The sequence below is a fragment of the Glutamicibacter soli genome, from assembly GCF_052322135.1.
Taxonomy (GTDB): domain Bacteria; phylum Actinomycetota; class Actinomycetes; order Actinomycetales; family Micrococcaceae; genus Glutamicibacter; species Glutamicibacter soli.
This window is the reverse complement of sequence record NZ_CM125969.1, coordinates 3,684,825-3,708,464: the sequence shown is the minus strand read 5'-3', so window position 1 is coordinate 3,708,464 and position 23,640 is coordinate 3,684,825. Positions and strand designations below refer to the sequence as shown.

Annotated in this window: 18 protein-coding genes; 9 read left to right on the top strand and 9 right to left on the bottom strand. The window is 65.6% G+C overall.

Annotated elements, in window-relative coordinates; all coding sequences use genetic code 11:
- Positions 1-26: 26 nt before the first annotated feature.
- Entirely contained in the window at positions 27-1,496 is a 1,470-nt protein-coding gene (locus ACTX90_RS17495) for an amino acid permease (protein WP_443442584.1), read from the bottom strand.
- Between the two features lie 549 nt (positions 1,497-2,045).
- Between ACTX90_RS17495 and ACTX90_RS17490 the strand changes: the two genes are divergently transcribed.
- Positions 2,046-3,296, top strand: a complete 1,251-nt coding sequence (locus ACTX90_RS17490) for a low temperature requirement protein A (RefSeq protein WP_443442583.1) — start codon at positions 2,046-2,048, stop codon at positions 3,294-3,296.
- 60 nt (positions 3,297-3,356) lie between these two features.
- Positions 3,357-4,322, top strand: coding sequence for an ROK family protein (locus ACTX90_RS17485; protein ID WP_443444050.1), 966 nt, complete (start codon positions 3,357-3,359; stop codon positions 4,320-4,322).
- Between the two features lie 107 nt (positions 4,323-4,429).
- Here the strand turns inward: ACTX90_RS17485 and ACTX90_RS17480 are convergent, their stop codons facing one another.
- Both ACTX90_RS17480 and ACTX90_RS17475 read right to left on the bottom strand, forming a co-directional pair.
- Positions 4,430-5,053 carry a TetR/AcrR family transcriptional regulator gene (locus ACTX90_RS17480; RefSeq protein WP_160309110.1) on the bottom strand — a complete coding sequence of 208 codons (624 nt, stop codon included), beginning with the start codon at positions 5,051-5,053 and terminating at the stop codon, positions 4,430-4,432.
- Positions 5,054-5,088: 35 nt separating this feature from the next.
- Complete coding sequence (locus ACTX90_RS17475; protein WP_443442582.1) at positions 5,089-7,260, bottom strand: copper-translocating P-type ATPase; 2,172 nt, start codon at positions 7,258-7,260, stop codon at positions 5,089-5,091.
- 455 nt (positions 7,261-7,715) lie between these two features.
- Here ACTX90_RS17475 and ACTX90_RS17470 point away from each other — a divergent pair, with 455 nt between their 5' ends.
- Positions 7,716-9,569 carry an ABC transporter ATP-binding protein gene (locus ACTX90_RS17470; protein WP_443442581.1) on the top strand — a complete coding sequence of 618 codons (1,854 nt, stop codon included), beginning with the start codon at positions 7,716-7,718 and terminating at the stop codon, positions 9,567-9,569.
- Between the two features lie 152 nt (positions 9,570-9,721).
- Here ACTX90_RS17470 and ACTX90_RS17465 read toward each other — a convergent pair whose 3' ends face one another.
- The gene (locus ACTX90_RS17465; RefSeq protein ID WP_047120485.1) at positions 9,722-11,443 is read right to left on the bottom strand and encodes a 3-ketosteroid-delta-1-dehydrogenase; all 1,722 of its coding nucleotides are present in this window, start codon (positions 11,441-11,443) and stop codon (positions 9,722-9,724) included.
- Positions 11,444-11,842: 399 nt separating this feature from the next.
- On the opposite strand from ACTX90_RS17465, the gene ACTX90_RS17460 reads away from it, so the two are divergent.
- Complete coding sequence (locus ACTX90_RS17460) at positions 11,843-13,003, top strand: hypothetical protein (protein WP_060616985.1); 1,161 nt, start codon at positions 11,843-11,845, stop codon at positions 13,001-13,003.
- Positions 13,004-13,093: 90 nt separating this feature from the next.
- Here ACTX90_RS17460 and ACTX90_RS17455 read toward each other — a convergent pair whose 3' ends face one another.
- Complete coding sequence (locus tag ACTX90_RS17455) at positions 13,094-13,867, bottom strand: IclR family transcriptional regulator (protein ID WP_424573230.1); 774 nt, start codon at positions 13,865-13,867, stop codon at positions 13,094-13,096.
- A 217-nt stretch (positions 13,868-14,084) separates the two neighbouring features.
- Here ACTX90_RS17455 and ACTX90_RS17450 point away from each other — a divergent pair, with 217 nt between their 5' ends.
- The 5 genes from ACTX90_RS17450 to ACTX90_RS17430 all read left to right on the top strand — a co-directional run bounded on the left by ACTX90_RS17450 (position 14,085) and on the right by ACTX90_RS17430 (position 20,171).
- Positions 14,085-15,470, top strand: a complete 1,386-nt coding sequence (locus ACTX90_RS17450; protein WP_047120482.1) for an NAD-dependent malic enzyme — start codon at positions 14,085-14,087, stop codon at positions 15,468-15,470.
- 80 nt (positions 15,471-15,550) lie between these two features.
- Positions 15,551-17,182, top strand: coding sequence for a malate synthase A (aceB, locus tag ACTX90_RS17445; RefSeq protein ID WP_443442580.1), 1,632 nt, complete (start codon positions 15,551-15,553; stop codon positions 17,180-17,182).
- A complete protein-coding gene (locus ACTX90_RS17440; RefSeq protein WP_047120480.1) occupies positions 17,179-18,435 on the top strand; it encodes a DUF6986 family protein in 1,257 nt (418 codons plus the stop codon). Before aceB ends, ACTX90_RS17440 begins: the two co-directional genes overlap by 4 nt.
- Positions 18,436-18,446: 11 nt before the next feature.
- The gene (locus ACTX90_RS17435; protein ID WP_047120479.1) at positions 18,447-19,280 is read left to right on the top strand and encodes a bifunctional allantoicase/(S)-ureidoglycine aminohydrolase; all 834 of its coding nucleotides are present in this window, start codon (positions 18,447-18,449) and stop codon (positions 19,278-19,280) included.
- Between the two features lie 339 nt (positions 19,281-19,619).
- Complete coding sequence (locus ACTX90_RS17430) at positions 19,620-20,171, top strand: hypothetical protein (RefSeq protein WP_443442579.1); 552 nt, start codon at positions 19,620-19,622, stop codon at positions 20,169-20,171.
- 4 nt (positions 20,172-20,175) lie between these two features.
- Here ACTX90_RS17430 and ACTX90_RS17425 read toward each other — a convergent pair whose 3' ends face one another.
- The 4 genes from ACTX90_RS17425 to ACTX90_RS17410 all read right to left on the bottom strand — a co-directional run bounded on the left by ACTX90_RS17425 (position 20,176) and on the right by ACTX90_RS17410 (position 23,498).
- On the bottom strand, positions 20,176-20,931 hold the full coding sequence (locus tag ACTX90_RS17425) for an ankyrin repeat domain-containing protein (RefSeq protein WP_231735871.1): 756 nt from the start codon (positions 20,929-20,931) through the stop codon (positions 20,176-20,178).
- A gap of 126 nt (positions 20,932-21,057) precedes the next feature.
- The gene (locus tag ACTX90_RS17420) at positions 21,058-21,987 is read right to left on the bottom strand and encodes a VOC family protein (protein WP_047120477.1); all 930 of its coding nucleotides are present in this window, start codon (positions 21,985-21,987) and stop codon (positions 21,058-21,060) included.
- Positions 21,988-22,052: 65 nt separating this feature from the next.
- Positions 22,053-22,283 carry a hypothetical protein gene (locus ACTX90_RS17415; RefSeq protein ID WP_047120476.1) on the bottom strand — a complete coding sequence of 77 codons (231 nt, stop codon included), beginning with the start codon at positions 22,281-22,283 and terminating at the stop codon, positions 22,053-22,055.
- A 30-nt stretch (positions 22,284-22,313) separates the two neighbouring features.
- Positions 22,314-23,498, bottom strand: coding sequence for an acyl-CoA dehydrogenase family protein (locus ACTX90_RS17410; RefSeq protein WP_113607344.1), 1,185 nt, complete (start codon positions 23,496-23,498; stop codon positions 22,314-22,316).
- Positions 23,499-23,640 lie beyond the last annotated feature (142 nt).

Sequence of the window (23,640 nt, the reverse complement as noted above, 5' to 3'; positions counted from 1 at the left end):
AGGGCCTGCCTACGTACTATCGCTTGCTACTTGGCCTCATCCAACGGGTGGGGAAGCTCTGAAACGGTGCCCGCCAACGGCTTCCCCTCGCGGAGCAGCGCGCGCTTGCGCAGGTGCCAGAAGACCGCCAGGATAATGAACCACACCGGGGCCGCCAATGTGGCCCAGCGGGTGCCGTCACTGTAGAGGAACGTGCAAATTAGGAATACAAAAAATACGAGAACAACCCAGGGCGCCAAGCGGGCGACGGGTACTCGGAACTTTGATTCCTGGTGGCGTTGCGGATGCTTCTTCAGAAAAACGATGTAGCTGACGACTATCGAACCCCAAGTGAACAAAACCATCGTGGCGCACATCGTCGAGACGAACCCGAAGGCCGTTGCCACGTCGTCTCCAGCGTAAAGCAGCGGGACTGCGGTGAACAGAAGCACCGCGGTAGCGAATACGGCCCGACGTGGAACGCCGCGTGAATCGGTGAACGCGATCTTGCGTGGAGCGTGGCCGTCTTTGGCCAAGCCGAACAGCATACGCGTTCCGGAGTAGACGCCGGAGTTCGCGCTGGATGCCGCGGAGCTGAGCACCACGAGGTTGATCACCAGCGCGGCCGGGACAAATCCGGCAAGCAGGAAAGTCTGCACGAATGGGCTCTTGCCCGCTTCCAGCGCTGTCCACGGCGAAATGCTCATGATCACGGAGAGCGAGAGGACGTAGAAGACAAGAATGCGGACCACGATCGAATTGATGGCCTTGGGCAGATTCTTCCGCGGGTTTTCAGCCTCAGCGGCGGCGGTGCCCACCAGTTCAACACCGATGAACGAGAATACGCCCATCTGGAAACCGAGCACGAAGCCGCTGATCCCCATGGGGAAGAAGCCCCCTTGGTCCCAGAGGTGGGTGATTGAAGCCTGGAATCCATCATGGGTGAACCCGGTGAAGATCAATACCGCGCCAACTGCAATCAAGGCCAGGATCGCGACGATCTTGATGATCGCAAACCAGAATTCCATTTCGCCAAACCAGCGGACGGGCTGCAGGTTCAACACCAGCAGGAAAAGGGTCGCGGCGAGGGCCGGTAGCCAAAGGGGCACTTCTTCCCAGAAAAACTGGGTGTAGGCAACGATGGCGGTAATGTCGGCGACGCAGGCAACCACCCACGAAAACCAGTAGTTCCATGACACGAAGAAGCCGGCCCAAGGCCCGAGGAAATCCTTGGCAATATCGCCAAAGGTTTTGTAGTGGAGATTGGACAACAGCAGCTCGCCGAGCATGCGCATGACCAGGAAAACGAAAAAGCCGATGATCGCGTAGACGAAGATGCTCGAAGGCCCGGACACCGATACGATCTGGCCTGAACCCATGAATAGGCCGGTGCCGATAGCACCGCCAATGGCGATCAGCTGAAGATGGCGGTTTTTCAGTCCGCGCCGCATTTCTTCCGATGCCTCGGGCACCGCAGAATGGTCCTGCTGCGGTGGTTTGGGTGATTCCGGGGCCACGGAGCTCTCCTTTGGTATACGGTGCTTTCCGTTTTCATGCACATCGAACAACCCTAGTCGTGATTTGGCGGGTGATTCGATCCAGGACGTCGGCACGGTGTGGTGAAAGGCGGACCGGACAAGCGGCCATGTGACTCGACTCATGCCGGACGCCGGTTTTTCCAGTGCGGTCGATCAGGAGCGCAGGCGGCCGGCCTCGGAAGCCAGGGAAGGCACCGATCTCGCGACAGGTGCAGGGATCACTGTTTCCCGAGCACCGGAAAGCCCTGCGAGACAGGGCTGCTGCAGATGGACACTCGCCCACACAAGCACGGCCTGCATTTTGATGAGGCAGGGTTTAGTCCTTGTCCGCAAAGCCGCCAGCAATGCTCCACGCCAGACCACCTTGGCAGAGCAGCGTCGTTGCGCTCGCCGGGGCGGAAAAATTGTACATCCCACGCGGCCAAGGCGGCCGGACCAAACACAGGTTTTCCACACCGGACGTGGAATATTTGCCGCCGAGCTTCGTATTCTTGAGCAACAGATACTTTTTAGACTCAGGAACGAAGCGTGGTCGCCGTGCAGGACAACCATCCCTACGCCCCGGGCAAACTGCGGGTGAAACGCATGCGCCCGAGGGATCCCTCGGAGATCTTCAGGTCTTCCAGTCCGCTGGAACTGTTCTTCGACCTGATTTTCGCGGTATCCGTCTCGCTGGCCTCCGCCCAGCTGGTGGCCGCCGAAACCCACGCCGATATCGCCGGCGGGCTGCGGGCCTACCTGATGGTATTTTTCGCGGTGTGGTGGGCCTGGATGAATTTCACCTGGTTCGCCAGCGCCTTCGACGCGGATGACTGGCTCTACCGGGTGCTGGCGCTAACCCAGATGGCTGGCGTGGTGATCCTGGCGGTGGGAACCACCCCGGCGATGGCCGACGGGAATTTCCACCTCATCATCGCCGGATACGTGGTGATGCGCCTGGCGCTGGTCGTGCAGTGGATCCGGGCCTCGCGCAGCCATGCCGGGCTGCGGAACACCGCCTTGCGCTACGCGGTGGGCATCGCAGTGGTGCAGGTGTTCTGGGTCTGCTATCCGCTGGCTCCCGCCGGATGGGCCGTACCGATGTTCCTCCTGTTGGTCGCCTTGGAGCTGCTGGTGCCGTTGATCGCCGAACGGAGCGGCCAGACGCCATGGCATCCGGAGCACATCGCCGACCGTTACGGATGCTTCACGCTGATCGTGCTGGGCGAATCGGTGCTGGCCTCCACCATCGCGGCGGCCAACGCCGTCGAGAACGCCAACCAGCTGCTCCAGTTTTCGCTGCTTGGCGTGGGCGGATTCATCCTGGCCGCCGGCCTGTGGTGGGTGTACTTCTCTTCGAACGCCAGTGCCTGGCTGCGCAGGCGCCGGGCGCCGATGATCTTCGGCTACGGCCACTATTTTGTCTTCGCCGCCGCCGGCGCGTTTTCCGCCGGAGTCAAGGTGCTGCTCGACCACGAGGCCGGCAGCTCGGGGCTGAGCTCCGCCGCGGCGGTGGCCACGCTGAGCATTCCGGTGTCGGTTTTCCTCCTGGGCGTCTGGGTGCTGATCCTGCGACTGTGCCTGCGCGGCGCGTACAAGTGGCTGTTCCCCGTGGGCGCGTTGCTGATCGGCTGCGCTCCGCTGCTGGCGCAGCTGACGCCCACCGCCGAATCCGACGTGCAGATTGCGGTGATCTCGGTGCTGGGCGCCGCGGCCGTCATGGTGCTGCTGGTGGTGCTGATCGAGGCCTCCGGGGTCCGCGAACAGGAGGAGCCCGGCACGGCCCCAGCGGCCGGGTAGCGCATCAAGAACGTCCTCCGCTTTCCGGGATGGCCGCGGCCGGGTTTATGCTGTGTGACTATGCAACCCTCCGAACCTTCCATCGGCGTCGACATTGGCGGAACCAAGATCCTGGCTGCACTGGTGGACGCCCACGGCGCCGTCACCAGGCAGATCCACCGCCCCACGCCCGCCCGTGACGTGGCCGCCACCGAGCGGGCCATCGTGGAGCTCGTCCGGGAGCTGGACCACGGCGGCCTGCACTGCCCCGTGGGCGTGGGCGCCGCCGGCTGGATGAACCGCGACTCAAGCCGGGTGCTGTTCAGCCCGCACCTGTCCTGGCGCGACGAGCCGGTGCGCGATCGGCTGGAAAGCCAGCTGGGCCGGCCGGTCACCCTGGTCAACGACGCGGACGCGGCGGGATGGGCCGAATACCGCTTCGGCGCCGCCCGCGGAGTCAACGACGTGGTCTGCCTGACCCTTGGCACCGGGATCGGCGGGTCGATTATCCTCGGTGGCGAAATGTACCGCGGGAACTCGGGCATCGCCGGCGAATTCGGCCATCAAGTGATCGTGCCCGGCGGGCACCGCTGCGCCTGCGGTAACCGCGGCTGCTGGGAGCAATACGCCTCCGGCAATGCGTTGGGCCGCGACGGCGCGGAGCTGGTGCGTTCCAAGTCGCCCATCGCCCACAACTTGCGCGAGGCCTGCAACGACGACCCTGCAGCGGTGACCGGCGCGCTGGTCACCGAGCTGGCAGCAGCCGGGGACTCGGCCTGCCGCGACCTGATCGAGGAGATGGGCCAGTGGCTGGGCCTGGGCATCTCGAATCTGGTCTCAGTGCTGGATCCGGGCATGGTGGTCATCGGCGGCGGTTTGGGCTCCGCGCAGACCGAGCTGCTGGCCGTCGCCGAAGCGCACTACCGGCGCACGCTGTCCGGGCGCGGATACCGCCCCTTCGCGCAGGTCTGCCGCGCACAACTGGGGCCTTCGGCGGGACTTATCGGGGCTGCGGACCTGGCTCGGGTTGCTGCTTCAGCGGCATGAAAACGTGCCGAGACTCCGTAGCGAACTGGAACATGGGTCTCGGCGCGCGGCTTGTGCGGTTGTCAGCGACTTGTTGGCAACGGGGTTTCGCGGCGCTTGCTGGAATCTCAGGCGTTGATGGCGCAGCGCTGCAGCACGGGGAGGACGACGTGGTCGATGAGCGAGGTGATGTAGGCGCGGTCCACCGGCAGCCGTTCGACCGCCAAACGGTGGAAGACCAGTCCCGGGATGATGCCGCGGGTTCTCTCCACGGCGGCCGTCGTGGCCAGCTCGCCGCGGGCCGCCGCCTGGTCGAGGACCTGCTTCACCAATTCGGCCCGCGGTCCGGCGAGCTTGGAGATGTAGAGCTCGTGCAGCGTATCGTCCTGCGGCAGCGCCGCGAGCAGGTTCACGAAGATCGCATCGCGCTGTGGGTCTTCGGCGAACCATACGTCGGCCAGCGCAATCAGGTCGGCGCGCAGGCTCCCGGTGTCCGGTGCCTTTGCGGACCACTCAAGGGTGCTGATGGCCTCGGCCAGCAGCTGCGTGCGGGATGACCAGCGGCGGTAAATCGTGGCTTTGGACGCCCCGACGCGGGTTGCCACTGCGTCCATGGTGAATGCCGCGAATCCGCATTCGGCCAGCAGCTGCTGCGCTGCGCCCAGGATCTGCTCGTTTTTCCCCGCCTGCCGGGGGCGGCCGCGCTTGGCGGGGGCCGGTGCGCCAGTGCTGGATTCTTGGTCGTCGCTCACCCGCATCAGTCTATCCAGAGTCAGTGCGCCGTGGTTCAAGCCAGCTGCCGCGGGTCGAGCTCCACCCGGCGCAGCAGCTGCGCGTTCAGCGCGACGACGATGGTCGACAGCGACATCAGCACCGCGCCGACCGCCGGGGAGAGCACGAAGCCGACCGGCGCCAGCACGCCCGCGGCCAGCGGCACGGAGAGCACGTTGTAGCCGGTGGCCCAAGCCAGGTTCTGCAGCATCTTGCGGTAGCTGGCGCGGGACAGGTCGATCATGGAGAGCACCGCACGCGGATCGCTGCCCGCCAGCACCACGCCGGCAGATTCCATGGCCACGTCGGTGCCGGCGCCGACGGCGATGCCGACCTCCGCTCTAGCCAGCGCCGGGGCGTCGTTGACGCCGTCGCCCACCATGGCCACCTTGTGCCCGCGCTCCTGCAGGGCGCGGACCTTGGAGTCCTTGTCCTGCGGCAGCACGTCGGCGAAGACCTCGTCGATGCCCAGGTCCGCGGCGACTGCCTCGGCCACCTGGTGGGCATCGCCGGTAATCATCGCCACCTTCACGCCGCGGGCGTGCAGTTCCCGGATAGCGGCCCGGGATTCGGGGCGCACCTGGTCCTCCAGCGCCAGCGCACCGATGATTTCCCCGTCGCGCAGCACGTGCAGGATGCCCGCTCCGCGCTGCATGAACTGCCCGGTCTGCCCGGCCAGCTCGGCCGGAGGCTGCAGCTGTTTCTCGTGCAGCAGGTTCGGGCCGCCCACCTCGATCAGCGAGCCGTCGACCTCGGCGCGCACGCCGCGGCCCGTGGCCGAGCTGAAATCGCGTCCGGCCAGGCCCAAGGACTTCGCCTCGGGATCCTCGTTCGCTGCGCGGACGATGGCGCGGGCCACTGGGTGCTCGCTGTCGGATTCAGCTGCTGCGGCCAGCGCCAGCAGCCGGGTGCGGGGCATGCCCGCGACGGCCGCGATGCCGGTCACCGCGTGGGCGCCCTCGGTGAGGGTGCCGGTCTTGTCGAATAGCACCACGTCGACGGTGCGCATGCGTTCAAGCGCCATGCGGTTCTTGATCAGCACGCCGGCCCGGGCCGCGCGCTCGGTGGAAATCGCGATGACCAGCGGAATGGCAAGGCCCAGGGCGTGCGGGCAGGCGATGACCAGGACGGTGACCGTGCGGATGACGGCATCATCCGGGGCGCCGAGCAGCATCCAGGTGATGAAGGTGATCACGCCCGCGCCCAGCGCGAACCAGAACAGCCAGGCGGCGGCACGGTCGGCCAGCGCCTGCGCCTTGGAGGAGGAGGACTGCGCCTCGGAGACCAGCCGCTGGATTCCGGCCAGCGCGGTTTCCTCGCCCACCGCCTCGACCCGGATGCGCACCGCGTTGTCGGTAGCCACGGTGCCGGCCACGACCTTGTCCCCGGCCGAACGCGCGGCGGTCTTGGATTCGCCGGTGATCATCGATTCATCGAATTCGGCGCCACCCTGCTCGATGGTGCCGTCGGCCGGAACGCGGGCGCCGGAGCGGACCAGCACCAGGTCGCCGGCGGCCAGCTCGCCCAGCGAGACGGTTTCCGTGCCGGACTCGGTGACGCGTTCGGCCTCGTCGGGCAGCAGCGCTGCCAGCGCATCCAGCGCCCCGGAGGCCTGGCCGAGCGCCCGCATTTCCATCCAGTGGCCCAGCAGCATGATGACCACCAGCAGCGCCAGCTCCCACCAGAAGTCCAGCATGAACCCGCCGATGCCCAGGCTGGTCACCCAGGAGGCCGCAAACGCCACGGTGATGGCCATGGAAATCAGCAGCATCATGCCTGGCCGGCGCGAGGAGATCTCGGAAACGCCGCCGGCCAAGAACGGCCAGCCGCCGTAGAAGTAGATGACGGTGCCGAGGACCGGTGGAATCCAGGCGGCGCCCGGGACTTCAGGCAGGTGGTAGCCGAGCATGTGCGAAACCATGGGGCTGAAGAACACCACGGGCAGCGCGAGGACCAGGCTCAGCCAGAACTTGTTCCGGAAGGCGGCGGCATGACCGCCGTGCCCGCCGTGTCCCGCGTGGCCGGAATGCGCGGAGTGATCTTCGTGCATCTGATGGCCTTGGTGCTCCCCGTGGCCTGCGGGTGTTCCGTGCCCATGGGATGCGCCGTGCTTCCGGGGCGCTGGATGCTCATGTCCGGGGTGCTGGTCGTGCTCCACGGGATGCCCTGAATGCCGTTGGGTACTCATGATGTCCTCCCTTGCTTGTAATTTCGGATGGGTCGGCAAATTCCGAGAGGTGCTCGGATCCGCCGTTCAGCATCGAGAATATACCCCCCGGGGGTATAAGTCTAGGGTGTATGCCGATCTTTCCGGAGAGGTCAAGATTCGAGATCGGCAATCCGGGCGGCGTAGGGGAGGCTGCGGCGCGCGGGGGACTGCAGTCCAGGGTGCTGCTCCGGGGGTGCTGGCAATTGGCCTCGCCATGCGGCGGAATCCAGCAGGTCGGACGGATTGCCTTCGAGGTACCATGCTGCGCGGCGGAGGCTCCGGGCTTGCGGGACGTCCGGAAACTCGGCCGGTAACGGTTCTGGAGGCGAGGGCCGCCGCCTAAGCTGACCCTAGCTGGAATCAGCTGCCTGCCAGCTGGCACCATGGGCAGGTAGGTTGCAGCATTCGCCCGAGTAGGAACGCGAGAAGACACAATGAGCATGGAAAATGCCGCCTGGCATTCCCTCTGGAAGCTGTCGGGGGACAAAGGCAAGGCCTACGCGCCGACAACACCCAAACGCGTTCTGCAATTCGCCGCAGGCTACAAGACCCGGCTGCTCATCTTCGTGCTCTTCTCCATCTGCTCGGCGGTGCTTGCCGTCATCACCCCGGTGCTCGCCGGCCGGATCGTGGATGAAATCGTCGCCCGCAGCGGCATCCGGATCATCGTCAACCTGGCGCTGGTCATCGCGCTGGTGGCGGTGCTGGACGCGATCGTTTCCGTCGTGGTCCGCTGGTTCTCCTCCAAGCTCGGCGAGGGAATCATCTACGACCTGCGCACCGCGGTGTTCGACCACGTGCAGAAGATGCCGGTGGCATTCTTCGCCAGAACCCGCACCGGGGCGCTGGTCAGCCGCCTGAACAACGACGTCATCGGCGCGCAGGCGGCCTTCGCCGGGACCCTGTCCGGGCTGGTGTCCAACACCGTGGCCCTGATCCTCACCGCGGCGGTCATGTTCACGACTTCCTGGCAGGTCACCGCCATTGCGCTCGTGCTGCTTCCGGTCTTCCTGCTGCCGGCGCGGCACTTCGGCAAGTCGGTGGCGCTGCTGCGCAAGGAATCCGCGGATCTGAACGCCTCAATGGGGACGCAGATGACCGAGCGCTTCTCGGCGCCCGGAGCGACGCTGATCAAGCTCTTCGGCCGGCCCAAGGACGAATCCCACCAGTTCGCGCTCCGCGCGGGCCGCGTGCGGGACATCGGCATCAAGGTCACCATGCGCCAGTACTACTTCGTCGCGACCCTGACCCTGGTCGCAGCACTGGCGCTGGCCTTGGTATATGGCCTTGGAGGCATGTATGCGGTGCGTGGCGACCTGGCCGCTGGCGACGTGGTGGTCCTGGGTATGCTGCTGACCCGGTTGTATGCTCCGCTGACCGCGCTGGCCAATGCCCGCGTGGAAATCACCAGTGCGCTGGTCAGCTTCGACCGCGTGTTCGAGGTGCTGGACCTCCAGCCGCTGATCACCGATGCGCCCGACGCCCGCCGCCTGGACCCCGGGCCGGTGCCCGTGAAGTTCTCCCACGTGAACTTCTCCTACCCGAGCGCTGACAAGGTCTCGCTCGCGTCCCTGGAAGAGGTCGCGGTGCTGGATACCCGCGGCGGGCAGGAAGTCCTGCATGACATCGATTTCGAGGTGAAGGCAGGGCAGACCGTCGCCCTGGTCGGCTCCTCGGGTGCCGGAAAGTCGACCATCGCCTCGCTGCTGGCCCGGCTCTACGACGTGGATTCCGGAGCCGTCGAGCTGGCGGGAACCGATATCCGCGAGCTGAAGCTCGACTCGCTGCGCGAAACCGTCTCCATGGTCACCCAAGACGGGCACTTGTTCCACGAGTCGATCCGCTCCAACCTGCTGCTCGCCCGACCCGGGGCCGACGATACGCAGATCTGGGAAGCGCTTGAACGCGCGCGGCTGAAGCCGGTCATCGCCGCCCTGCCCGACGGGCTGGACACCGTGGTGGGCGAGCGCGGCTACCGGCTGTCCGGCGGCGAACGCCAGCGCATGACCATCGCCCGGCTGCTGCTTGCCGCCCCGCAGGTCGTGATCCTGGACGAGGCCACCGCCGCGCTGGACTCCGCCAACGAGGCAGCAGTCCAGGCGGCCCTGACCGAGGCGCTGGAGAACCGCACCGCGCTGATCATCGCGCACCGGCTGTCGACCATCCGCTCTGCGGACCAGATCCTGGTGGTCGAGGGCGGGCGCATCATCGAGCGCGGAACGCACAGCGAGCTGCTGGGCCTGGGCGGGAAGTACACCGAACTCTACGAGACGCAGTTCGCCCAGTAGCCGCAGGCACCGTGGTGGACCGGTGCACGGTTCCTCCTAGACACAGACGGCCGCGCCAGGCTGGGGCGGCGGCAGTGGGCGGATCCGAAGGATCCGGTGTTCACTGCTGCCTGTCCAGCCGGCGCGGCCGCGGTCTCGGAAGGTAACGAAGGCTAGGCGCTGCGGACCAGTTCGCGGGCCTTCTGCGCTGCATGGGTGGCGATGATGGTGCCGAAGACCAGCCCCTGCCCAATCGTGGCGCCGGCACCCGGGTACACGTTGCCGAAGATGTTCGCGGCGGTATTGCCCTGGGCGTAGAGCCCCTCGATGACGTCGCCGGAATTGTCCAGCACGCGGCCTTGGGCGTCGGTCATTACGCCGCCGCAGGTGCCCAGGTCCGATAGCACGATCTTCACCGCGTAGTAGGTCTTGCCGTCCAGCGCGCGCAGGTTCGGGTTCGGATTCTGGGTCGGGTCGCCGTAGTAGCGGTCGTAGGCCGACTCGCCGCGGCCGAACTGGTCGTCGATGCCGGTTCCGGCGCCCTCGTTGAATGCCGACAGGGTCTGTTCCAGCGCCTGCGCGGGAACCTCGATCTTGTTCGCGAGCTTGCTGATCGAGGACGACTTGTGGGCGATGCCCGCCTTGTACCAGGACTCGGGCAGGGCCATGCGCGGGTAGCACTGCCCGGCGAAGATGTAGCTGTCGCGGTAGGTCTGGTCGAAGATGAGCCACATCTCGCCCACCGGATCGCCGTCCGCCTCGCGGCGCAGGATCTCCTGGCCGAAGCTCATGTAGTCGGTGGACTCGTTGATGAAGCGGCGTCCCGACCGGTCCACCATGAACGATCCGGGCAGCGAACGCTCGGCCAGCAGGATCTTGGCTGAGCCGCCGGGCTTGAGCGGCGACACGGCCGGGAACCACCAGGACTGCTGCATGCTTGCCAGCTGGGCGTTGTGCTTCTGCGCCAATTCGATGGCATCGCCGTGGTTGCCCTTGGCGCCCAGGCTCAGGTCCTCGACCAGCGAGGGGCTCTGGTGCTCCTGGCGCATCTTCATGTTGTGGTCGTAGCCGCCGGCGGCCAGCACCACGCCGTACTTGGTGCGCACGCTCACGCGTTCGCCGGACTGTTCCAGGACCGCCGCGGTGACAACGCCATCGGTGAATTCAAGGTCGACCAGCTTCGCTTCGGTCCAGACGGGAATGCCGGCATCAAGGGCCCCGGCATACATGCCGCCGGCGATGGCCTGGCCTCCGGCGCTGTAGTTGCGGCCGAGAAGCAGTCCGCCGGCGCCCTGGATCAGGCGCTTCGCGATCAGCGGGAATGCCTTGTGCGGCGCCTTGGCAATGAGGTTCATCCACTTGTAGTCGGCGCCGGTCACCGGCATTGGCATGGGCGCTGCCATGGTGGCCGGCTGGAAGCGGCCGAGCTGGTCGCCGAGCTTGTTCAGGTCGAAGGGGCGCGATTCGACCGAGCGTCCGGCGGCGCTGCCGCCCGGCTTTTCGGGGTGGTAGTCGGAGTATCCCTTGGACCAGAAGAAGTTCAGCTGGGTCATGCGTTCGAGCATCTTGACGGTTTCGTCGCCGTATTCCAGGAAGGCCTTCCAGCGCTCCGCCGGGCCCGAGCCGTCCACGACGGATTCGATGTACTTCTCGCCGCGGTCCAGGGAATCGACGGCGCCGTCGCGCTTGAGCACCGTGTTGGCGGGAATCCAGAAGGCGCCGCCCGAGCGGGCGGTGGAGCCGCCCACGTACTTGGTTTTCTCGGCCACGGCAACGTTGAGGCCGAGCTCCTTGGCGGCCAGCGCAGTGGCCAGCCCGGTGCCGGAACCGATGACCAGCAGGTCGACTTCGAGCTGATCGATTTTGACGGGTGCAAGAACGGTTTTCGATGCCATGAAGCGGTCTCCTATGAACGACGCCGGGAAGTGGGTCCTGAGTTAGATCATGCTAGCCAAGCCGCAGCCCTGTCCGTCGCGCAGTCCCGATAACAGGGATCTGCAGCCTGATGGCCGGGGAACTGTCCTATAGGGGTGCGGCGGCGCTTCCCCGGCGGGGACCTGGCTTGTTGGCCGGGGACTGGTTAACGTGCGGTAGCGCGAAGATCACGATTCCCGGCCAGGGGTTGTAAACATCGATAGATTAATGAACCATGGGCGGAACGGACCTAATCCGATATTTATGGAGGTAATCCATCCATGCCACCATCGACTCGAACAATCCGTCCTCCGACCGTTATCGCAGGAATATGCGGACTTGGACTCGTCCTGGCCTCCTGCTCCAGCGGAGTAAGTGGCGTGGAGCAGTCTGCGGAAGCCTCGAATCCTCCGCGCGTTTCTTCCAGCGCTTCGGGCACCTCGACGACGGAGGATGCCAGCCAGCCGGCGGCGGAACGGCGGCGCCAGATCGAGGGTCTGAGCTGGGCGGATGGCACGACGGTTGAGGCTTCAGTTGTTTCAGTGGGGGACGCGGTGAAGCCGCCCGGCGACGCCATCTCCGATCGCGCAGCGCACGATCTTCCCGAGGGGGAGCAACTGCTGGGCGTCTTGAGTGATGCCCGACCCGTCGTACTGAGCAAGGGCCTGCCGTACACCGTCGACGAAACAGGGAAGTACTCGCTGTACTGGGCCGATTCCAAGCGGGACGCCGCCACTGACGACACCTCCTGGTCCATCCAAGGCGATACCGTGGTGGCTACGGTCCGCGGAGTCGACGGCGGAAGCGCAACCACCCTGATGGCCTACGACGACAAGGACGGGATCCAGGAGATCAAGGACTTCCAGAAGGCCAGCGACTCGAACAGCGAGTCCCTCGTTCTGGACGGCGGCAAGGTGTACTGGAGCGAAGCGGACGCGAAGAGCCGCCGGGTGGTATCGATCCCGTTGGCCGGCGGAAGCAAAAAAGTGGAAGCAGAGAACGCGGGGGCCGTCTACCGCACCGACCGGGGTGTCGCCGTGCTCACGCAGGAAGATCCTCAATCCGAGGACACAATGAACCAGATCGGCGGCGTGCAGCTGCTCGACGGCACTGAATTGCTCCACGCCACGGAAGAGTTCGAACTGGGTGGATTCAGCGGCGATCCGTATAGCCCGAGGCCGATCATGAATGGCGGTTCCACCCTGAGCTTCAACCTTGACAGGGGCGAGAACAGCTTCAACGTGGCCGTGCTGAATTTCGAGACCAAGCAGGCTTGGCTCATCGAGATACCGGATGGCCGGATCCCCTTCGGGCAGTCAACCTCGGGATCCTACTCCTTCATTGCCTGGTCTGCGGAGCAGATGGAGGAACTGGGGTCTCTTGGCAACGAAGCGGTAGCTCTCGATGCGTCGACGGGCGAGCTGTTCGCCTTCAGCCCGGAAAACAACTTCGAGAATATTTTCGGCAACGACAAGGCCTTGGCGTGGAGCACCAAGACCAGCTCGGGCTCAGTGAGCTTTGCCAGCGAGATCCTCGAATAGCGCGCATCAAGCTCCACGCCTATTAACAAGAAACTGCCCGGGCGCCGCATGATGACATGCCGGCGGCCCGGGGCAGCAGGGCTTGAATGGCTAGTCGGCGGCGGCCACCAGTTGGCGGCCGAGCTCGCGCGCGGCTTCCTGCAGTTCCGGGACCGCATGCTGCATGAATGCCTCGTCGACGCGGGTGACGGGGCCGGAGACCGAGATGGCCATCGGAGTTGGCGCTCCGGGCACCGGAACGGCGATGCAACGCACGCCCAGCTCCTGCTCTTCCTCGTCGATGGCGTAGCCGCGCTCGCGGGTAGCCTCCACATCGGTGAACAGCTTGCCCAGGGTCGTGATGGTGTTGGCGGTCTTCGGCGGCATGCCGGCCTGGGCCACGAGGCGCTGGACGCGCTCGTCGTCCAGCACCGAGAGCACCGCCTTGCCGACGCCGGAGTTATGCAGCATGGCGCGGCGCCCCACCTCGGTGATCATGCGCATGGAGTGCGGGGATTGCACCTGGGCGATATAGGTGACCATGTCGCCGTCCAGCACGGCGATATTCGCTGATTCGCCCAGCTTGGAGACCAATTCCTTGAGCACTGGCGAGGCCAGGGCGCCCAGCTGGCGATTGGCGACCTCGCCCAAGCGGATCAGGCGCGGACCCAGCGAGTAGCGGCGGTTGGGCAGCTGGCGCACGTAGCCCACGCCCACGAGCGTGCGCAGCAAGCGGTGGATGGTCGGCAGCGGCAGCGGGGTGTCGGCGGCCAATTCGCTCAGCGCGGCTTCGCCGCCGGCTCGGGCGATGACTTCGAGCAATTCAAAGGCGCGCTCGACGGACTGGACGCCGCCGGTGGTCGACTTGCTGGTTGTCTGCGTCATATACGACTCCTCGGTGCCTCTGAATCGTGGAAGTTGTCGGCACTTAACTTCTGCGATGCGAAATCTTTTCTCTAAGAATAGCCCCATGACGAGCAAGGATTCCATGATGCGAGAAATATTAGTGAGAAAAGTTGTGTCATACTGCACAAAATGGCCTTGCGTTTTCATTTTGAGGATATTAGTATCCACTATACGGAAACTTTTACAGGAGGACCTCATGGCAGCACCTAGCCCGGGATATTCATTGACGCTTCGCGTAGAGACCCCAGCGTCGATTACCGCGACCAGCGAACTGGCTGCAGCGGTTGGCTCGGCTGGTGCCCACATCACCGCCCTCGACGTGACCGAATCGCACCACACCCACATGGTGGTCGACGTTTCGTGCAACACCATGGATGTCGCCCACGGCGAGAAGGTCCGCGACGCGCTCAACGGGCTGGACGGCGTCAACGTCCGCAACGTCTCGGACCGCACCTTCCTGATGCACCTTGGCGGCAAGCTCGAAGTCGTCCCGAAGGTCGCCCTGCGCAACCGCGACGACCTCTCCCGCGCCTACACCCCGGGTGTGGCCCGCGTCTGCATGGCCATCGCGGAGAACCCCGCCGATGCCCGCAACCTGACGGTCAAGCGCAACACCATCGCCGTGGTCACCGACGGCTCCGCCGTGCTGGGACTGGGCAACATCGGCCCGGCGGCGGCCCTTCCGGTCATGGAAGGCAAGGCCGCGTTGTTCAAGCAGTTCGCCGACGTCGACGCCTGGCCGGTCTGCCTGGACACCCAGGACACCGACGAAATCGTCAAGATCGTCAAGGCGCTGGCCCCGGTCTACGGCGGCGTGAACCTTGAAGACATCGCCGCCCCGCGCTGCTTCGAGATCGAAGCCCGGCTGCGCGAGGAACTGGACATCCCGGTCTTCCACGACGACCAGCACGGCACCGCCATCGTCACCCTGGCCGCCCTGGCCAACGCGCTGAAGGTCGTCGAGAAGAAGATCGAGGACGTGCGCATCGTGGTCTCCGGCGTGGGCGCCGCAGGCAACGCCATCATCCAGCTGCTGGCGGCCCGCGGAGCGAAGAACATCATCGCCTGCGGCCGCAACGGCGCGATCACCCGCGACGAGCAGTACTCCGACGAGCACCGCGTGTGGCTGGCGCAGAACACCAACCCCGAGAATTTCTCCGGATCGCTGAAGGAAGCCGTGGTCAACGCCGACGTCTTCATCGGCGTCTCCGCCCCGAATGTCCTGGACGAAGCCGACATCGCCGCAATGAACGAGCGAGCGATCGTCTTCGCCATGGCCAACCCGGATCCAGAGGTGGATCCGGAGGTTGCAGGTCGTCACGCGGCGGTGGTCGCCACCGGACGCAGTGACTTCCCGAACCAGATCAACAACGTCCTGGCCTTCCCGGGCTTCTTCCGCGGCCTGCTGGATGCCGGCGTCGCAGACATCACCGATGAGATGCTGCTGGCCGCCGCAGACGCGATTTCCGCCCGGGTAACCGACGATGAGCTGAACCCCGGCTTCATCATCCCTTCGGTGTTCGACCCGCAGGTCGCCACCGACGTGGCCGTCGCGGTGGAACTCGCCGCGGCAAAGGACTAACCACAACCCGGGGCTAGTCACCCCTGGCCCTTTCGGGCCGCATCACTGGAACAGAGCACAGAGGTTAAGGAGCAACCCACATGAGCATTTCACTATCCCGCATTCCGGAGTTCGACGGCGCGGCAGACATCCTCTCGGATGACGCGCTGGCATTCATCGAGAAGCTGCACCAGAAGTTCGCCGGAACCCGCAACGAGCTGCTGGCCGCCCGCGACGTGCGCCGCAAGCAGTTCTCCGATGCCAAGGCCATCGACTTCGACCCGGCCACCGAAGAGGTCCGCAACGGCGACTGGAAGGTCGCCGAGGCGCCTGTAGCGCTGCAGGACCGCCGCGTGGAGATCACCGGCCCGGCCACCCCCGCCAAGATGGCAATCAACGCACTGAACTCCGGCGCCAAGGTGTGGCTGGCGGACCTCGAGGACGCCTCCACCCCGAGCTGGAACAACGTTATCGACGCGGTGAAGAACCTGTCGGACGCCGCCCGCGGCAAGCTGGCCTTCACCGATGAGAAGACCGGAAAGTCCTACGCACTGCGCACCGATGCGCCGCTGGCCACCGTGGTGGTCCGCCCGCGCGGCTGGCACCTGCCGGAGAACAACGTGCTGATCGATGGCAAGCCGGGCGTCGGCGCGCTGGTCGACTTCGGCCTGCACTTCTTCCACAACGCGAAGGTGCTCGCCGAATCCGGCCAGGGACCGTTCTACTACCTGCCGAAGATGGAGCACTACCTGGAGGTGCGCCTGTGGAACGAGGTCTTCACCTTCGCGCAGGCCGAACTGGGCATCGAGTACGGCACGGTGCGCGCCACCATGCTCATCGAGACCATCCCTGCCGCCTTCCAGATGGACGAGTTCCTCTACGAGCTGCGCGACCACGTTTCGGGCCTGAACGCCGGGCGCTGGGACTACCTGTTCTCCATCATCAAGACCTTCCGCGAAGCCGGCGACGCGTTCATCATGCCCGACCGCGCGGATGTCTCGATGACCGCGCCGATGATGCGCGCCTACACCGAACTGCTGGTCAAGACCTGCCACAAGCGCGGCGCCTTCGCCATGGGCGGCATGGCGGCCTTCATCCCGAACCGCCGCGAACCTGAAGTCACCGCCGCGGCCTTCGAGAAGGTGCGCGCGGACAAGACCCGCGAAGCGAACGACGGCTTCGACGGCTCCTGGGTTGCCCACCCGGACCTGGTCGGCACCTGCATGGAGGTCTTCGACTCCGTGCTGGGGAGCAAGCCGAACCAGCTGGACAAGCAGCGTCCGGAGGTCGAGGTCACCGCGGAGCAGCTGCTGGACATCGCCAGCGCCCCGGGCTCGGTCACCGAGGCCGGCGTGCGCCTGAACCTCTACGTGGCAGTGGCCTACACCGCCGTGTGGCTCTCGGGCAACGGCGCCGTGGCAATCCACAACCTGATGGAGGACGCCGCCACCGCGGAAATCTCCCGCTCGCAGATCTGGCAGCAGATCCGCAACAAGGTCGTGGCCGCCGACACCGGCAACACCATCACCGCCGAACTGGTGGCAAGCATCCTGGACGAAGAGGTAGAGAAGCTGCGCGGGGAGGTCAACGACGCCGAGCGCTTCGCGAAGTACTACGAGCCGGCCGCCACGCTGATCGGCACCCTGGTCTCCGGACGCGACGAGGACTTCGCAGACTTCCTCACCACCGGCGCCTACGAACTACTGGAAAAGGAATACGTGACCAAGCCATGAGCAACGTCTTCGATGAGTCAACGCTCGCCGCGGTAGAAGCCAAGCTGGCCGCTACCGACCAGCTGCTGGAATCCGCCTACCCGGGGGATACCGGCGTCCGCCAGCCCGTGCACACCGTGTACGTGCCGGGGGACAAGTTCACCATCGGCCTGCCGGAGGCCTGGGGCTCCAACGCCCTGGCCGCCGCCGGCAACGCCGCGGGGCTGGCCAAGCTGGCAGCCAAGCTGAACCTGGCCGAACCGGAGCGCCTGGGCGAGCTGGTGGCCGCGAAGCTGGCGAGCGAACCCATCGAAGATTTGCGTCTGGACTTTGAAGACGGCTACGGCAATCGGCCGGATGCCGAGGAGGATGCAGCGGCCCTGGCCGCCGCCGACTCGGTATCCGCCGCCGTAGCCGCCGGCAAGGCCCCGGCTTATATCGGAATCCGCTTCAAGTGCTTCGAGGCCCCCACCCGGGCCCGCGGCATCCGCACCCTGGACCTGTTTATCTCGCGGCTTCTCGCCAACGGCCCCCTTCCCGAGGGGCTGCGCCTGACGCTGCCCAAGGTCACCACCGTGGACCAGGTCGAAGCCATGGTCTTCCTGGCCGAAAAGCTGGAGGAAGCGCACGGCCTGGAGAACGGGCGCATCCGCTTCGAGGTGCAGGTCGAGACCCCGCAGGTGATCATCGCCGCGGACGGCAGCCACCCGGTCGCCGCCCTGATCCACGCCGGCCAGGGACGGGTCTCCTCTCTGCACTACGGCACCTATGACTACTCGGCCTCGCTGGGGGTGGCCGCCGGCTACCAGTCCATGGAGCATCCGGTGGCCGACTTCGCCAAGGACGTCATGCAGGTCGCCGTGGCCGGCACCGGCGTGGAATTGTCCGACGGCTCCACCAACATCATCCCGGCCGGCGACCCGGAGAACGTCGCCGCCGCCTGGGCGCTGCACGCCCGCCTGGTCACCCGCCACCTCACCCGCGGCATCTACCAGGGCTGGGACATGCACGAAAACCATCTGGTGACCCGCTACCTGGCCACCTTCGCCTTCTTCCGCGAAGGGCTGGAAGCGGCCGGCACCCGCCTGCGCAACTACGTGCACAAGATCGAATCGGCCATCATGGACGAGCCCGCCACCGCCCGTGCCCTGGCGCGCTACATCCACCGCGGGGTGGCCTGCGGCGCGGTGGGCGCGCAGGAAGTCACCGATCTTGCCCAAATTACACTTGCCGAACTGGAAGCGATCGCGCTGAATCGCTCCCACGCAAACTAGGAGATTTTCCCATGACCGTTCCAGCCCAGGTGAAGAGCCCGTACTACAACACCTACGGCGGCCACCCGCCGCAGACCGACCTGCTGACCGACCGCGCGATCGTCACCGAGGCCTACACCGTGATCCCCAAGGGTGTGCTGCGCGACATCGTCACCAGCGTGTTCCCGGAGTTCACCGACACCCGCGCCTGGGTGCTGAACCGCCCGGTCGCCGGCGGCCCCACCACCTTCTCCCAGGTGATCGTGGAGATCGCCCCGGGCGGCGGCGCCGCCAAGCCGGAACCTCAGGCAGGGGTCTCCAGTTTCCTGTTCGTCGTCGGCGGCGCGCTGACCCTGACGCTCGATGGCGAAGAGCATGTGCTGGACGAGGGCGGCTTCGCCTTCGTTCCGCCGAACGCCGTCTGGTCGCTGAAGAACAACGAGTCCGAGATCGTGACCTTCCACTGGATCCGCAAGCGCTACGAGGCGCTGGACTACGTGCCGGCCCCGAAGGCAGTGGTCGGCAACGAGAAGGACATCGAGCCGGGCCACATGCCGGACACCGACGGCAAGTGGCGCACCACCCGCATGCTGGATCCGCAGGACCTGGCCTACGACTTCGGCGTGAACATCGTGACCTTCGAGCCGGGCGCATCGATCCCGTTCGCCGAAACCCACGTCATGGAGCACGGCCTGTACGTGCTGGAGGGCAAGGCAGTCTACCGCCTGAACGACGACTGGGTCGAGGTCGAAGCCGGCGACTACATGGCGCTGCGCGCCTTCTGCCCGCAGGCTTGCTACGCCGGCGGACCGAGCAATTTCCGCTACCTGCTGTACAAGGACCAGAACCGGCAGATCACGTTGTAGCTTGATCTCCACCTAGAGCTCCGGGGCCGGAGCCCGCGAGAACCCGCCGTACGTCGGCGCACCATGTCCACCTCATGTTCCAGTGATGTTTCTTTTTGCTCGGACGTGGTGAACTGGCGTACGGGTTATCGCCGGGCGCTGGCCCCGGTTTTTTGCCCTTCCGGAAGAGCGTTCTCGGCTGGCGCGCCAACAGTAGGCAGCCGAACCGAGATACGAAGCCAAACCGGGGCCGGTGCGGAAACCGTCCCGCATCGAGTCCACCCAGGGTAGGAGACGTATCCGGGATGGTTCCGCCCCTGCGTTGATGCTCGCCGCGGCGGTAATTCATAGGGTTGAAGCATGCCCAAGAAAAAGTATGTGATGGCCAGCTTGCTGGCACTGCCCCTCGCCGCGGCGTTGACCGGCTGCGATGTCGGCGAACTGATGCAGGACAAGGCCGATAAGTCGACCACCCGCAACGCGGCCACCTCTGAGCAGGCCGTCAAGGACGGCATCCTGCCGGGCTGGGTCCCGTCCGGCGGAAGCAACGTCCAACTGGTCCAGCGCAACACCGGCAGCGAACGGATCTTCGTCATGGACTATGCCGGGAAACTTCCGGGCAAGTCCTGCACCCCGGTGAAAACACCGGGCAAGCCGAGCGGCAAGGAACTTGCCGCGGCCTATGCCACGGATGAGCGGGTCAAGCGCATGGACCCGGAAGAGATTTCAGCAACGCGGACCTTGGAAGCCGACTGGTGGCCGGACGGAGCGCAGTCCCGCACCACCGACTTGTGCGGACGCTTCTGGGTCCACCAGAGCGACGGCAAGCTTTACGCCTTCGCCCCGGATGCGGTGGCTACGGTGGAAAAGATCCAACAGGAGCGCCAGCAGGAGTCGGCGGCCAGCAACTAGCGGTTCAATGCTCCGCCAGGTGCTCATCCAGCACGTTGACGATTTCGGTATACCCCTGCAGATCTGCCAGTTCGCGGGGAAGCACACCATTGCCGTCAGGAATGCCCGGGTCAGCCCCGCCGTCCAGCAGCAGCCGTACCGACTCGACCTGCTTCGGGCCGCCGTCGCCGAGCACGATGGCTTCGTGCAGCGCGGTCCAGCCCAGGTCGTTGACGTGGTTCACAGGCACCCCGGCAGCCAGCAGGATCTTGATGGTTTCGGTATAGCCGTGTTCCGAGGCAGGAATCAGCGCGGTTCCGCCGTAGCGGTTGGTGCTGGCGACGTCGGCGCCGTGCGCGATGGTGAGTTCTAGGATGTTGTCCAGGCCTTCGGCACCTGCATAGAGGAATGCCGAGTCCTCGATCGGATCCTTTGCGTTCACGTCAGCGCCGGCTTCAATCAACGCCGCGGCCAGCGAGGTGTCCTCGTTCTTCACCGCGCGCACCAGCAGGGGCATCCGGTCGGCGTAGCGGGCATTGGCATCCGCTCCGCCCGCGATGGCCGCCTGCGCTGCCGCCAGATTTCCGGAGTCCACCGCCGCCTGCAGCGCTGCCGTCTGGTCTTCGGTGTCCACGGTATGCTGCCCGCTTTCGGTCGGTGGTGGGGGCTCGGTGTTCGAACAGGCGCCCAGCAGCAGCGCCGAGCCGAGTGCCGCCGGCGCCAGCCAGGGGCGCATCGCGGAGCGGTGGAACCACCCGCCGCGCGGTCCGTGTTCTTTCATGCCTCCACCTTGCCAGCATCCAGCGGTCTTGCGCATCCGCCCCACGGGTCGTCCCGGACAGAAAAACGCTCCCCGGAGCCTGGCTGTTTCCAACCAGGCACCGGGGAGCGTCATGCGCGTCTGCGACTAGTTTGCCGCGGCGACTGCTGCCGGCGGCATGAAGGCCGCCAGCGGTTCGGCGCCCTCGTGCGAGTGGCCCCAGTAGCTCTCAGCGGTGATTTCCTCGGCGGTGTAGTAGGACTCGTCGACGAGCATGCCGTCGGTGCCGTACTCGATGTCCCAGCCGCCCGGTGCGCGGACGTAGAAGGAAACCATGTGGTCGTTGGTGTGGCGGCCCAGGGATGCGGTGATGTTGAAGTCCATCTGGCGCACCTTGTCGTAGGCGCGGCCCACGGTGTCCAGGTCCTCGACCTCCACCATCAGGTGCACCAGGCCCGGTGCCTCGCCGTGCGGTGCCGGGCCCATGGCCAGCGAGTGGTGGCGCTGGTTGCAGCCGTAGAAGCGGAAGCGGGTGGCCGGGCGCTCCGGGCCCAGGCGGACGGCGCCGCGCGGCAGGAAGCCGAGCACCTCGGTGTAGAAGGAGGTGGTCTCCTCCATCTTGGTGGTCGGCAGCACGACGTGGCCCATGCCCTGCGCGCCGGTGATGAACTTCTGCGCGTAGCCGGTGATCAGCGGGGTGTGGTCCATACGCGGGCCGAAGAAGATCTCCACCGGGTGGCCGGCTGGATCGGTGAACGTGATGACCTGCTCCAGGCCGCGCTCGTCGTTTTCCTCTTCGGTCAGCCAGGTCACCGCGATGCCTGCGGCCTCGACGTCCTTGGCCACGGCGGCCAGGGCGAACTGGTCGCGGACCTCCCAGCCCACTGCGACAACCTGGTCTACGTCGCCCGGGAGCACAATCAGGCGGGCTTCGCGCTCGTCCATGCGCAGGTACAAGCCGTCAGGGTTCGGGCCGACGGTTTCTGCGAAGCCCAGGGCCTCGACGGTCAGTTCGCGCCAGCGGGCAATGTGCTGGGTCTGAACTTTCAGGTATCCAAGTCCACGGATGTGAGTCATTGTCTGTTCCTTGTTTGTATCTAGTGAGTTCCCGGGCGTCGCCCGGTGCTCTTGGTGATCTGGTCCTAGACTGCCGCGGGCAACCTTAAGTTCATTGGCGGGTCGGCAATCGGGCGAATGGTGAATCCCATGCTCTTATCAATCAGAATGCGCTGCTGGAAGCGTTCCGCTTCCAACCAAAGCGCTTCGTCCGAGTCAAGAACATCCTTGACGAAACCTGTACGGACCAACTGTCCATCTTTGCGCAGTTCCACGTGTTTGCCCGAGAACTGGCTCCAGCTGGCTTTGCGTGCCATTGCGTCTCCTTTCGCTTGCGGGCTGTATGGCTAGACTGCCCAGACCAGGTTGGCCGCCGGTTCCACACCGATCTCTGTAAGGATTGCTCCGTGGTAGCTGGGGCCTGGGACGTGAATCGCGTGGGCCAGGCCCATATGGGCGTCGCGCCAGAAGCGCTGCACCGGGTTGTTCAGGCGCAGGCCGTTGCCACCCGAGCGGGAGAGGATCATGTCAATCGCATTGGTGGCGCGCCATGCAGCCTGGATCTGGGTGCGGCGGGCGACGGCACGCTGCTCCAAGCTGATCTCGCCGCCGGCTGCCACGGTGTCGTACAGGCGGTTGATGCTGGCCAGCAGGGTGTCTCGGGAAGCGCTGATCTCGCCGGCCGCCTCGCTGACCGCGTACATGGTGTACGGATCCTCGACGGACTTGAAGCCGTTGATCTGCACACGCTCGCGCTGGTAGTCCATGTGGGCCTGCAGCGCGCCCTCGGCGATGCCGATGACGGCGGAGGTCAGACCTACCGGGAAGATGCTGTAGAACGGCAGGCGGTGGATCGGCTCGGTCTTGCCCGCTTTGCGGGCCACTTCGCCCGCGAACAGCTCGGCTTGGTCGAGGGCGCGGTACTCGGGAACGAAGACGTCATCGATGACGACGTCCTTGCTGCCGGTGCCCTTCAGGCCCACGACATTCCAGGAGTCATCGATAATGGTGTAGTCCTTGCGCGGAACCACCACGTGCAGGAAGCGGGGCGGCTGGACCGGCTTGCCCTCGGAGTCGCCCAGGAAGGCCCCCAGGATGACCCAGTCCGAGTGGTCGGTGCCGGTGGAGAACTGCCAGTGGCCGGAGAAGCGGTAGCCGCCCTCGACTGGGGTCGCGGTGCCCATCGGTGCATATGGCGAGGAGACCCAGACTTCGTCGCTTTCGCCCCAGATTTCTTCCTGCAGCTTCGGGGACATGAGTTCCAGTTCCCACGGGTGCACGCCGACCACGCCGGCAACCCAGCCGGCGGAGCCGTCCAGGCTTGCGAGCTTCATGACGGTTTCGGCGAATTCCACAGGGTGGGCGCGGGTTCCCCCGTACTCCACCGGAGCCAGCAGCTTCATGACGCCGGACTCGCGCATGATCTGCACGGTCTCGTCGCTGAGCTTGCCCAGTTCTTCGTTGACGGAGGCCAATGCGCGCAGCTCATCGGCACGGGTGGTGAGGACGTCGCTCACGGTGGTAATCGTCATGGAATTCTCGCTTCCTAATCAAGCTCGTCAAACTTTGCTGCTGGCTAAAATCTAGGCAAAGAATCGGCTTAACGTGACCTATGTCTCAGCCATCGGGATTGTCGATTTCGACTCGATTTCCCGGGCTGGAATGCGGCATCCC

Coding starts and splice junctions, on each gene's coding strand:
- ACTX90_RS17485 (WP_443444050.1), top strand. CDS start 3,357: ATGCAACCCTCCGAACCTTCCATCGGCGTCGACATTGGCGGAACCAAG.
- ACTX90_RS17475 (WP_443442582.1), bottom strand. CDS start 7,260: ATGAGTACCCAACGGCATTCAGGGCATCCCGTGGAGCACGACCAGCAC.
- ACTX90_RS17470 (WP_443442581.1), top strand. CDS start 7,716: ATGAGCATGGAAAATGCCGCCTGGCATTCCCTCTGGAAGCTGTCGGGG.
- ACTX90_RS17465 (WP_047120485.1), bottom strand. CDS start 11,443: ATGGCATCGAAAACCGTTCTTGCACCCGTCAAAATCGATCAGCTCGAA.
- ACTX90_RS17455 (WP_424573230.1), bottom strand. CDS start 13,867: ATGACGCAGACAACCAGCAAGTCGACCACCGGCGGCGTCCAGTCCGTC.
- ACTX90_RS17450 (WP_047120482.1), top strand. CDS start 14,085: ATGGCAGCACCTAGCCCGGGATATTCATTGACGCTTCGCGTAGAGACC.
- aceB (WP_443442580.1), top strand. CDS start 15,551: ATGAGCATTTCACTATCCCGCATTCCGGAGTTCGACGGCGCGGCAGAC.
- ACTX90_RS17440 (WP_047120480.1), top strand. CDS start 17,179: ATGAGCAACGTCTTCGATGAGTCAACGCTCGCCGCGGTAGAAGCCAAG.
- ACTX90_RS17435 (WP_047120479.1), top strand. CDS start 18,447: ATGACCGTTCCAGCCCAGGTGAAGAGCCCGTACTACAACACCTACGGC.
- ACTX90_RS17430 (WP_443442579.1), top strand. CDS start 19,620: ATGCCCAAGAAAAAGTATGTGATGGCCAGCTTGCTGGCACTGCCCCTC.
- ACTX90_RS17425 (WP_231735871.1), bottom strand. CDS start 20,931: ATGAAAGAACACGGACCGCGCGGCGGGTGGTTCCACCGCTCCGCGATG.
- ACTX90_RS17420 (WP_047120477.1), bottom strand. CDS start 21,987: ATGACTCACATCCGTGGACTTGGATACCTGAAAGTTCAGACCCAGCAC.
- ACTX90_RS17415 (WP_047120476.1), bottom strand. CDS start 22,283: ATGGCACGCAAAGCCAGCTGGAGCCAGTTCTCGGGCAAACACGTGGAA.
- ACTX90_RS17410 (WP_113607344.1), bottom strand. CDS start 23,498: ATGACGATTACCACCGTGAGCGACGTCCTCACCACCCGTGCCGATGAG.